This window comes from Nitrosomonas communis, assembly GCF_001007935.1.
GTDB lineage: Bacteria > Pseudomonadota > Gammaproteobacteria > Burkholderiales > Nitrosomonadaceae > Nitrosomonas > Nitrosomonas communis.
Genome location: NZ_CP011451.1, coordinates 1,937,613 through 1,948,464 on the forward strand (window position 1 = coordinate 1,937,613; position 10,852 = coordinate 1,948,464).

11 protein-coding genes and 1 pseudogene are annotated in these 10,852 nt (G+C 46.7%); 5 read left to right on the forward strand and 7 right to left on the reverse strand.

Going from position 1 to position 10,852, the window contains the following annotated elements; genetic code table 11:
* Nucleotides 1–848 precede the first annotated feature (848 nt).
* Nucleotides 849–1,736 carry a recombination-associated protein RdgC gene (locus tag AAW31_RS08855; protein WP_046849971.1) on the forward strand — a complete coding sequence of 296 codons (888 nt, stop codon included), beginning with the start codon at nt 849–851 and terminating at the stop codon, nt 1,734–1,736.
* Nucleotides 1,737–1,972: 236 nt separating this feature from the next.
* Here AAW31_RS08855 and AAW31_RS19785 read toward each other — a convergent pair.
* Nucleotides 1,973–2,428 (reverse strand): annotated as a pseudogene (locus AAW31_RS19785) (IS30 family transposase); the annotation flags it as partial.
* Between the two features lie 298 nt (nt 2,429–2,726).
* The gene (locus AAW31_RS23585) at nt 2,727–2,831 is read right to left on the reverse strand and encodes a helix-turn-helix domain-containing protein (protein WP_082110561.1); all 105 of its coding nucleotides are present in this window, start codon (nt 2,829–2,831) and stop codon (nt 2,727–2,729) included.
* Between the two features lie 210 nt (nt 2,832–3,041).
* On the opposite strand from AAW31_RS23585, the gene AAW31_RS08865 reads away from it, so the two are divergent.
* From AAW31_RS08865 to AAW31_RS20585, 3 genes are read left to right on the forward strand one after another with little or no spacing between them, the layout of a single operon-like run.
* Complete coding sequence (locus tag AAW31_RS08865; RefSeq protein WP_046849972.1) at nt 3,042–3,683, forward strand: hypothetical protein; 642 nt, start codon at nt 3,042–3,044, stop codon at nt 3,681–3,683.
* Nucleotides 3,684–3,731: 48 nt separating this feature from the next.
* The gene (locus AAW31_RS08870) at nt 3,732–5,846 is read left to right on the forward strand and encodes an alpha/beta hydrolase (protein ID WP_046849973.1); all 2,115 of its coding nucleotides are present in this window, start codon (nt 3,732–3,734) and stop codon (nt 5,844–5,846) included.
* Entirely contained in the window at nt 5,839–5,991 is a 153-nt protein-coding gene (locus tag AAW31_RS20585; RefSeq protein ID WP_158441457.1) for a hypothetical protein, read from the forward strand. The genes AAW31_RS08870 and AAW31_RS20585 overlap by 8 nt, the downstream gene beginning before the upstream one ends.
* 479 nt (nt 5,992–6,470) lie before the next feature.
* Here AAW31_RS20585 and AAW31_RS08875 read toward each other — a convergent pair whose 3' ends face one another.
* Nucleotides 6,471–7,151, reverse strand: coding sequence for a hypothetical protein (locus AAW31_RS08875; protein ID WP_144412897.1), 681 nt, complete (start codon nt 7,149–7,151; stop codon nt 6,471–6,473).
* A gap of 277 nt (nt 7,152–7,428) precedes the next feature.
* Nucleotides 7,429–7,896 carry a FecR domain-containing protein gene (locus AAW31_RS08880; protein ID WP_235264540.1) on the reverse strand — a complete coding sequence of 156 codons (468 nt, stop codon included), beginning with the start codon at nt 7,894–7,896 and terminating at the stop codon, nt 7,429–7,431.
* Between the two features lie 807 nt (nt 7,897–8,703).
* On the opposite strand from AAW31_RS08880, the gene AAW31_RS18910 reads away from it, so the two are divergent.
* The gene (locus tag AAW31_RS18910) at nt 8,704–8,904 is read left to right on the forward strand and encodes a transposase (RefSeq protein ID WP_052752159.1); all 201 of its coding nucleotides are present in this window, start codon (nt 8,704–8,706) and stop codon (nt 8,902–8,904) included.
* A 155-nt stretch (nt 8,905–9,059) separates the two neighbouring features.
* Here the strand turns inward: AAW31_RS18910 and AAW31_RS08890 are convergent, their stop codons facing one another.
* From AAW31_RS08890 to AAW31_RS21285, 3 genes are all read right to left on the reverse strand, one after another.
* On the reverse strand, nt 9,060–9,893 hold the full coding sequence (locus AAW31_RS08890; protein ID WP_046849976.1) for a potassium channel family protein: 834 nt from the start codon (nt 9,891–9,893) through the stop codon (nt 9,060–9,062).
* Between the two features lie 283 nt (nt 9,894–10,176).
* The gene (locus AAW31_RS08895) at nt 10,177–10,569 is read right to left on the reverse strand and encodes a hypothetical protein (protein ID WP_046849977.1); all 393 of its coding nucleotides are present in this window, start codon (nt 10,567–10,569) and stop codon (nt 10,177–10,179) included.
* 18 nt (nt 10,570–10,587) lie between these two features.
* The gene (locus AAW31_RS21285) at nt 10,588–10,764 is read right to left on the reverse strand and encodes a hypothetical protein (RefSeq protein WP_158441459.1); all 177 of its coding nucleotides are present in this window, start codon (nt 10,762–10,764) and stop codon (nt 10,588–10,590) included.
* Nucleotides 10,765–10,852 lie beyond the last annotated feature (88 nt).

The following is a 10,852-nucleotide window of genomic DNA, read 5'->3' on the forward strand; positions in this document are numbered from 1 at the left end:
CTGGGATATGAATATGAACCAAATCAACCTTAGCAAAAGAATTCGCTTTACTTTTCATGATGACCTCCTTATTGCTTCTTGGCGCTAATAAAATGACTAAAGGGTAGGAATTATAGGCTGGATTTCTGTGGAATCAAGCATTTTTTTAATGTAGAAAAAAATGGTTTATTCTAAAAATAGATACATGAAATCATGAGGCTGTGGCATAAGTTATTTTTGCCTTTTAGGTCTTCAAATAGACTAAATTGTGTTTGAGACAATAAAAATAATTTATTGTTCAAGACAAATCACCTTAAGTGGTAAATCGCATCAAATTTTGCTGTACTCAGCAGGTTGGCATCCAGCGGCTAAGAGGAGAGAAAGAGGAGATATAGGGTGGGATAGAGCATTTGCAGATAAGAGATTTTAAGGAAATTTAGGCGAGAGGAGAGCGCTAGGCAACGAGGCAATATGCTAAGTTGCTGACATCTCTTTAAATTTTTCTGAAGGTTATAATTCCATTTCCAAATCAAAAATGACGCGTAGGGGAACCGTACACAGTATCAATAATACGGCAAGGTGAAGCCGACAAAGTTAGTTTTGATTTAGAAAGGGGATAGCTTGGCATACCATTAGTTGAACCAAAATCGGCAATCGCCTGTACAATTCTCCGCACATTTAGCGTACCCCAAAAGAGCGATGCTTATAATTAGCTCTTTTGTACGAGCATCTTTAGGATTTCACTTCTACCGGGTGAAGCGCAAAGAACCGCGCAGCAATCAACGACACAATTCAAGAAAAATCGGCGAGAAACGAGCGAGCACTTAAAATCGTGATTCGTCTACAAATAGATTTATAGAGGTATCTTTATGTGGTTTAAGAATTTACAAATTTATCGTATCACTGATTGGAAGCTTATGCCTGAAGAGCTGGAAGAGTTATTAGCCAGACGCACTCTGCAAGCCTGCTTAAGCATGGAAATGCAAAGCCTGGGCTGGATTCCACCAGGCATGGAAGAAACCCGCCTTGTGTATGCGCGAGGCCAGCAAATGCTGATTGCGCTCGGATCTGAAAAAAAATTGTTGCCTGCTTCCGTCGTGAATCAGCGTGCCAAGGAACGTGCTGTGGAAATGGAAGCGCAGCAGGGCTATCCAGTTGGCCGTAAACAGATGAAAGAAATCAAAGAAGCAGCCTTATACGAGCTACTACCGCGCGCGTTTGTCGTGCGGCAAAAAAGCCATGCCTGGATTGATCCGGTAGACGGCTGGATTATTATTGATAGCTCGAATATTGCCAAGGCAGATACCTTTGCTGAAACTCTCCTGAAAACGATCCCCACGCTTCTACTCAAGCGCATCAAGACTAATTTGACTCCTGCTTCAGCCATGACCCGCTGGCTATCAGGCGATGAGTTACCTCATGCGTTTACTATCGATAGCGATAGCGTTTTCCGTAGCAGAGAAGATAAAAAAGTCTCGGTCAGCTATCAGCGCCATCCACTCGATTCAGATGAAATTACCAGACATGTCCGAGCAGGCAAAGAAGTTACCAAACAGGCAATGGTATGGGAAAACAACCTTTCCTTTGTGCTGGATGAAAACCTGCAAATCAAGCGGCTCACCCTGCTCGATATCGAAAAAGAACCCGCTGAATCAGCGGAAGAGCAATTCGATAGCAATTTCTTCCTTATGACCGAACAATTGAAACAGTTATTACCTGATTTAATCGATGCATTAGGCGGGGAAGTGGTTGAGTGACAAGCTGGTTGGAAATTTAAGTGGTAATTTTAATGCTAATACATTACCCCATAAGGTCCGATTAATAAATCGGACCAGTACCATTTTACTGGATTGCTTCTTATTTTTTAAATTTAGCTGTTATATAGAAACATGGATTCGAATTCGAAGTGCACTTCGGAAGGCTGATTGGTAGAATTTATCGACACCCCGAGGAATACCTCATGCGGAGTTCTGAATCCAAGTACTTTGCATGGTCAGTGATTGAGATTATCGACTGCCCACTGCACTTGTTCTTCGGTAACACCAGTCAATCTCATCTTGGGGAAATACCGTTGTAGTAGCCCATTGCTGTTCTCATTCAATCCCTTCTCCCATGAATGATTGGGGGGTGCAAAGTCAAAGTAGATGTCTGCTTCCAATTCTTGAGCGATGATTTCATGTCCAGCAAGTTCTCTTCTTTTGTCGAATGTTACCGCGTAGCATTTGTGCTTGTGAGGGCGTAGCAGACTATTGATCTTTACTAATACTCCCTGCGCATGTTTCGCTGGCAATTGACCTTCCAGGATATAACGCGATTTCCTTTTTGCCAAGGTAACCAGTACTCCTTGATGGTTCTTGCCGATCACCGTATCGCCTTCCCAATCTTCAATACGAGTTTTATGCTCGACGATCTCGGGTCGTTCATCAATGCTGACTCGGTTGCGAATAGTGCCACATCGTTCTTGCCCACTTGCATGGCGCTTGCGTCGCGGTTTCTGGCAGCGTAGATGTCTTCACAAATCACCTCCTGCCAGTTTGTCGGCGTATAGGTGCTGATATAGTTTCGTGGCTGATTGACAATTCATTTTCCAGTTTAAGTCGGGCGGATGCCTGTTCAGGACTACTCATATCCTGTCGAATCATCTTCTCTACCTTATTCCAGTTTTCTCGGCTAAATCCCCTGCCCTGGGCTTTCTGCCTTGCACGTTTATCTGGTAATTCCTGTACCCGCTTTGGACGCCAACCTCGCTATCCCCTCTTGCGCCTGAGTTCTCGTGAGAGGGTAGATTTGTTCACGCCTACTTCATTCGCTATCTCACTTTGCTTAAATCCTGCTTTTCGTAACCCATAAATCTGATAGCGTTACTCACAGGTAAGCTGATGATAGTGCGGATTAAACTATGAAGTGCAACGCTCGACCAGATCAATACTTGAGCGGGTGTCAAGTCAAGATCAGCTGTTTAAATGTTAACGAGCTCAGCTTTTTTATGTATAATCCATTGGTAAGTAATTAATCTGTAAGTTAGAAATAGCAGTGTTGCCGACTATTATAGGAGCACGTGTATGAAACTTCTTGCAGTTGCTTTCGCTACTTATCTTTTTGTAACACCCATTCTTGGCCTCTCTCAGACTACCCGTTATGATGCAGAGCGCGCATTGCCAGCAACGCCTGCACCAATCAAGAGCATTCTTGCTGTACGTCCCTTCACACTTGAAACACCTTACCCATACACCTGGAGCAAGGAACGTTTCATGGTGTCTACGGGTGTTCTCATCGTTCTTGAGGTCGATCCCGCATACGTCGTTCCGCGCAACAAGCTGGAACCGGTGCTCTACGCGGGCAATGTTCCGGTGCAGCGACTGAACCACGGCAACGTCTCCGGTCGCGTCATAGGTATTGTGCCAGGCAGCATCGATCTCACCAACGCACTTATTTGGTTCGGTTCGCCGGATCTGCCGGAGCGCATCACGGCAAGTAGAGTCGAATCCGAGCGTGTACGTGCCGAAAGAGCCGGGATACGCCCATTCCCGGAAGCAAGGATTGCCAGTATTTCGCATCCACCGGTCGTTGCGAAGGATCTTGCTGCGCTGCTGCGCGATATTGGCGCCGAACTCATCCTTGAGTACTCCCCGCAGGAAAATGAACTTGCGGAGTCTTGGCGCCTACCCACAGCGAAGGTGCCGCCGAAGAACAAGTCCAATTAACAACAAACGTCTTTCGGATATGAGCATTCGATATGGGGAGGTATAATTATGAACAAGCACCTTTTGGGGCTTAAGGTCAAGTTCGTCGCCTTCAGCCTGCTGTTACCGCTGTCCGGGGCAGCGGCGATCACGGAAACCGAACTCGCCGGCAATCCCCTTGCGCAATACCCATTCTTCGAATACGTGCGCGCGTTTAACGTCGACGCACCGGTGAACGTCGCGATCGATCCGACGCGCTTCCCCGCCATCGTCGGCGCCACCTGCGGCGTCTATGTCGTCAACCACCAGAACGCGTCCGACTGGGCTGCGAATCCCGCGCTCGTCGACGTGACACCCGGCGGAATGCAGACGCACACGTTCAGTGCAGGAACGATTCAGGCGAATACCATTGAAGTAGCCGCGGCCTCCACATTGAATGCCAACGCCGGAGAGGGCCTCGGCGTACCCTACGACATCGTGCTTGACTGCGATCAAAACGGATCTTTAAGCGATGGCGACTATATCGACGGCCTAAGCGGCGAAGCCGGGTTCTACATGGTATCTGATACCACAATGGCAGGGCCGTATGCCGTTACCGAACTGGTTTATAACCTTGACTCCGCCGTCGCCGCGGACTTCGGCATTCCGGGCAACAAGCTCGGCGAAGACCTCTACTTTCCCACTAACATTGCCACAATGGGAAGACTGCCTCTCGTCATCATCAGCCGTGGTAACGGCCATAATTTCCGCTGGTACGACCATATTGGAAATCACCTTGCCTCCTATGGCTACGTGGTGATGAGCCATGATAACAATACGCAACCTGGTCCAGAGTTCGCCGCGACCACGACACTCGGCCACACCGACGCATTTATCGATCAGGTGGAAGCAGGCGCGATCGCTGACGGTGCGCTCGCCGGTCATATTGACGCGCGGCGCATCGTATGGATCGGCCACAGTCGCGGCGCCGAAGGGGTGGCGATCGCCTACCACCGCCTCTTCGACGGTACCGCCACGCCGACTCACTACGGCCGTAGTGACATCCGGCTGATCAGCAGCATGCTACCGACGGACTTCAACGGTAGTGAGGTCGCTAATCCGCACGACGCCAACTATCACTTGTGGACGGCCTCTGGCGATGCGGACGTAGATGGCTCGGCAGGGAATGAGTGTAGCGATGACGGCGTCAATTTCCTTGAGCGGTGCCAAACCTTTCACTTGGTTGACCGCGCCACAGGCTATAAGCAGTCGACGGTCGTGCAGGGAACTGGGCACGCCTGGTTTCATAACGGCGGCGACGCTTCCTCGTCTTCTTGGTTCACCGGCCCTTGCCCGATTGGTCAAACCAATACTCATCTCATCCTGCTGGGATATCTCCTACCGCTCGTTAAACACTACGTTGAGGGGAACATTCCCGCGCTCGATTTCTTGACGCGTCAGTACGAGTCTTTCCATCCAATCGGTGTGCCGACAGACGACCCGTGCATCGTCGTCACTCACGAATACAGAAACGGCGCAGCGGACGGCAATTTCATCATTGATGATTACCAAACGCAGCCCGAAATCAACGTAAGCAGTTCTGGTGCAGCGGTGGCGTTCGACGTCGAAAACTTAACCGAAGGTCGCCTTGACGACAACAATTTTGATTTCGACTGGGATGCGTCGGATCCTTTCAACGGCGCCACACAAGCTGGCGCCACCGATAGTCTCACCACGCGTTCCGACAATAGCCGCGGCGTCGTGTTCGACTGGACGGACGCAGACCATTTCTACGAATGGCAAGTGCCCGCGGGTAGTAATGATTTCACGCGCTTCAAGTTTCTGTCGTTCCGCGGCGCACAGGGCACGCAGCACCCGAACACTGTGGCCGAGCTCGGCGACCTCACCTTCACCGTCACGTTACGCGACAGTGCAGGTGTAGTGAGCCACATCAACATCGGTGCTTATGGTGGCGGGCTCGAGGAGCCTTATCAGCGCGACGGGGGGTGGCATAACGAAATGGAAACCGTCCGCCTGCGCACGACGGATTTCGCCAACAACGGTACTGGCATCAATCTCACTAACATTGTCGCGGTACGGTTTAATCTAGGCCCGTCATTCGGGTCGAGCAAAGGCCGCATTGTCATCGACGATCTGATGCTCACCAATGATCAGCCGCCGAATTCGCTTGCGGCCATTGAATAAGCTGGCGCAGACGCGGCTCTGGCTTGCTGGCAGCTCGGTAGTAGGCAGTCGTTTGCTTGTGCACTCTTTCGGCAGTGGAGGACTTGATCTGTCGCCCAGAAAGCTGAAGCTTTCTGTCGCTGGTGTAGCGTTCACTGTGGCGTAGATTCGACGCTGGCAACATAGAGCTACGTGGCGAGACTTGAGTATTATCTCACCAGGACTGAAGCTTAACGGTTGCTAAGAGCTTCCGATATGAACTGCTGTCGATTTAGTGCCAGTTGTTGAGAGAGTATCTGCATCATGCTTTAGTGCATGAAGGAGTGTAAATTTTATAGTAATGGAATGAATATTGCCTCAGGTGCCGGTGGTTTCATCTAATTCCATTTCAAAATCAAAACTGACTTTGTTGGCTTCACCTTGCCATATTACTTATCCTGTCTGCGGCTCACCTTCGCGTCATGTTTGATGTGGAATGGAATTAAAAACGGGTACGTACGGCCAGCGAGAAATCGGAGTGTTTATCAATTGCACCCAATGACGATTAGGGTAATTGTTCGCAAGAACAAGAATTCTTGATTCTGTACTTATTCCCTACTGTGCTGAGTAATGATGCTGCCGCTATTGTGCATACCAGAACTCAGATCATCGTGATGGCAATGGATCAGATTTTAATGTGGCACATGCACCTTGTACGTATTCATAGCCAGGCATAGCAAATGGATATGTATTCCTTTGGAAATCCCATGCCCATAACGGAAAGCTTGACATGATTCCACCATTAACACCGGTACAACTGCCAAAGCCCACAAACGGTGTATTCTTTACCCGACACTGACAGCTCAACGGTTTATCCAAATTGGATGAATTCGGGTTTTCAGTGCATGGAGCGGCATCGCAGATAGCCCAATATAAATCCCCGGTATAGTCTGATGTGTATTGATCACACGCTATGGGCTTGTACTCCAAAAGACTGCACCATCCACGATAAGAATAAGTGGATACCCAATTATACTTGACATTATCCACTTCATACTGTCCATCCTTGATGGCTTTACATACAGGAGCTTGGTCTATATCACAAGGATACTCCTCGGTGCACTTGGCCAGCGTCAGGCGTTTGACCACAAGGTCTTGGATCTCGCTTGTTGCAATAATATGGGGCTCATTAACCCTTAAACAGTCGCAGTCAGCCTTGTCCCCATTCATTTTGCAGTCGGGGGATGCACTACAAAGAGCGTGCCATCCAGTACACACGACAAATTCCTGAGGTACATCAATAAAATCAGAGGCGTTATTGTCCGTTCTTTCACTAACTTCTGCCAAACATATAGACCCATAACTTATTGCTATCCATACTATACACGTGATCGCTAAGAATTGAAATCTCATCTTTTTTCTTCCTAGTTGATTTATCTGATATCACGATGTAACTACAGAAAGGGTCACAGAATGGATCAATTCCAGATACAAGCACAGTTTTTTGAGTATTTTTGCAAATTAGCCCTTAATTCATATTGTAATTTTAATCTTGCGAATAGTTGGTAATATATAATTTAAGCAGCAAAATTAAACTTGTTATTCACATTGTTACTGCACGTGTTTACTGTAGTGAGCGCCAGGGTGCAATGTTTCGATCAGCCATTAGCCGATGTTGGCTGATGCCATCATCATTAAAGTCGGCTTGTTCAAATGCATTGATTTGATATATTCCAGATGCAAGATGGATTTTGATATGCCCATCTGCAACCGCGACATGTTTATTGCCATTTTCGCTCATATGGATGCTGCAGCGGGTGCCAGAGCCCCTGATGAGGGCATTGCCGACTTTTGCTTCAAGCTGATTAGGGGTATTTTTATCGATGTCAAAATAAACCTTCCCCTTAAATAACTCAATTTGCAGAGGGTGCTCTAGTTTCACGGCTATAGAACTGCTCATATCCAACGCCATATCTATACCGGGTGCTATCGCAGTGGCCAATTGTTCTTCCTGTTTTGTTTCATAAAACCGGATGCTGGGCGGCTTACCAAAATACCATGTCATCAGACCGAGCATTAGGCAACCACTCATAATTGCACAATGTACCAAAAAACGCCGCCAATTGAAAACAAATTTAAAGGGTTCTGGCTTAGGTTTTAGCATTTTGTTTATCGTAATATAAAATATAAGTAAAAATTATATACTGTTATTAAATTTTTTAAAGCACGGAATTTAAAGCAAATTCTCGATAAGTAAGCAGGGTTATTGATGTTCGGGACTTCAATTATTCACCTCCACTTTAAACATTTATCCTCCATCTTTGCGTCGCCCGAATGGCGGCACAAACTGAAAATGGAACGGATAAAACTGATATGACTTGCTGCTGGCACGGCAGTTATATCCACCTGCGCAAATCTCTCCTTCTATCAGGTAATTTTTGTTCATTTTCCCCATTTTTATTAACCGCTAACATTTCAGAAGATTACCTAAATATATTGGGCAAGAAAATACGTGTAAGTACGTAATAAAAGATGAGTAAAAAAGATAGGATCAGATACTACTTTGAATTGCAAGTGTTGAATGATTAGCGAGGAAGAGGCGCCTCGCACGAAACGGAATCTGCGTAACCGTGCGATTACCTCGGATTACCTTCTTGAGTAGGAAGCACAAATCCTGAATAAGGTTTGAGTGAAATGGCTCAAGGCGGTGAGTGTTGGTTCCTCCACTCAAAGAGAAAATCTAGAAACGACTGGTTGGGGTCTTCGACAGCTTATTGCTGCAGCATGTCAACAACAATTGCATGCAGATTTTCATCAACGAGATAACCAGCTGTTACCCTGGTAATAATACCGTTATCATTCTTGATAGTGCCGGCTGGCATGAAAGCAAGAGCTTCATTTGCCTAAGAATATCCGTTTGCTATGCCTGTCACCGTACTCACCTGAATTAAATCCGCAGGAACGCCTTTGGGATGAACTGCGTGAAAAATACCTTCGTAACCACGTACTTGACAGCATCTATATGCTTGAGAATCATGTGCTTAATGCATTAGGTGATCTTGAAAATGCCCCGGCTTTAATCAATAGTATTACTGGATAGAATTGGATTATTAATGCAATTTTTAGTGCAAATTAGAATGAGGCTTTCCAGCGGTGTTCACGTTAAACAAGCTTGCCGGATGAACATTTACTAACGTGATGTTTTACACGCTAAGTCCGAAATCAAAGATCTTATAATTTTAAAAGAACTATGTTTCACTCTTGCGACGGGCTTCTCAATAACAGCTCATGGATTTCTGCACGCAGAGCAACCACCTCTTGTTGTAAGGCGGCAATTTTTTTGGAGCCGGCGACTTCGGCTTCATCATTCTCCGCATCTCGGCCGATGAAAAAAGTCGCCAGCGTCGCTGTCATGTAGCCGAAGACAGTAAAAGCATATAACGCCAGAAACACGCACAGCAAACGGCCTTCGAAGGTTTGAGGCCAATACTGTGAACCCATCGTGGTCATGATCATTGCCGTCCACCACAGCGACTCGCCATAACTGTTCAAACCGCCGGGGACTTCATTTTCAAAGGCATACATGCCGGCGGCCCCAGCGAAGGTGACAAGTAATGTCAGCGCAATGATATAGCCGAAGCCGCGGCGCCGCAGGCTTTCACCCAACGCACGCATGCCCCGGTTCAGTGACGTGACGATGCGTAATAAACGCAGGCCTCTTCCTACACGTACCAACCGGAGCAGCCTAACCACGCGAACAATGCGAAAGATGCGTAAGGCCGGTATCAGCAACGCAATAGTCGTCAACCAATTGCTTTTAAGGTAAACCAGTTTATGAGGTGCTAGCATCAATTCCACGACAAAATCGAGAATGAAGATGCCCCAAATAATCGTACCGATAATTTCGAAGGCAGGACTTTCACCCCAGATCAATTCTCTGGCCAACAGCGCCAGCCAAATAAAGGCAAGTATCAGCATGGGTATTTCCAGCCAGTCTGCCAGACGCTGAAGTAACTCGTACCGTTCCCGATTCAGAGCATCTTGGCCAGGAGCTGTTTCGATTTTCTTATCGCTGTGGACTTCGTGCATAAAGACAATGCCTTACTTTATGTGCTTATGTTGAATTTATTAACAATTATGGCTCTTGAATGGATAACCGTTTTTTATAAGAATTTTTATTTATCAGAATTGTAAAAATTACTCACATTAGTTGAATTTGTGATTAGTAAAGTTCATCTGAATAAATAAAGCAAGTGCTGTTTTCTCCTTGTGCATTTATATTCTTCTTAGTGAATTTTGGCATTCAGCATATACTTAATTCAATATAAGCATATTGTTAAAGATTATAAATACTAAAATTTTATGCTCTACTTTAGCCATTCACTTTCCCTCCTTGCATCGCCTGAACGGCGACACAAACTGAGAAGAAAACAAGTGTCCTGACATAGCATGCTGCTGACGGGCTATTAAATCTGAAACCTTGTGTCACTGCGCTACCAGGCCTCCGATCAGGCGGTGCTTGTTGTGCCACGGTGTCACGACATTGATAGAGAAAGCGCCTTCCGCAACCAGGTTCAATAACTGAACCGGTGTTCATGCTGCCGGATATATCTTCCTTCATGATTTCGGTACAGAGAATTTTTGCTGCCACAGATTGTTCACATCTCACCAGCGCTTCAGGTTGTGAAATACGGGGAGATAATTCCTGGCGCCATGCGTATGGGTAGAGTATTTCCTCTGCATTCAGTTGTGTTCCGGTTGGCAATAGTACTCGCGCTTGTGACTAGCGTAATAAGCTTTGCGCCATGAATAATGCCATATCGCAGCGTGCTTCTTGGCCGATAGTCGCATCTTTGACAGCAGCGGCAATACCAGCCATGCCTGTTTGAAACAGCCACCGAACAACAACTGGATGGGCTTGTGTATGATGGATACTGTCTGCGGCTCGCCTTCTCGTCATATTTGATTTAGAAATGGAATTAGAAACTGAAAAGAAGATTTCCTGAAGGAAAAGACGTAATACTCTGCTGCTTGCGGCGGGGAGAGGC

Bases quoted from the DNA above. Each gene is read 5' to 3' on its own strand.
- AAW31_RS08855 (WP_046849971.1), top strand. From the start codon at position 849: ATGTGGTTTAAGAATTTACAAATTTATCGTATCACTGATTGGAAGCTT.
- AAW31_RS08865 (WP_046849972.1), top strand. From the start codon at position 3,042: ATGAAACTTCTTGCAGTTGCTTTCGCTACTTATCTTTTTGTAACACCC.
- AAW31_RS08880 (WP_235264540.1), bottom strand. From the start codon at position 7,896: ATGAGTGGTTGCCTAATGCTCGGTCTGATGACATGGTATTTTGGTAAG.
- AAW31_RS08870 (WP_046849973.1), top strand. From the start codon at position 3,732: ATGAACAAGCACCTTTTGGGGCTTAAGGTCAAGTTCGTCGCCTTCAGC.
- AAW31_RS08890 (WP_046849976.1), bottom strand. From the start codon at position 9,893: ATGCACGAAGTCCACAGCGATAAGAAAATCGAAACAGCTCCTGGCCAA.
- AAW31_RS21285 (WP_158441459.1), bottom strand. From the start codon at position 10,764: ATGACGAGAAGGCGAGCCGCAGACAGTATCCATCATACACAAGCCCAT.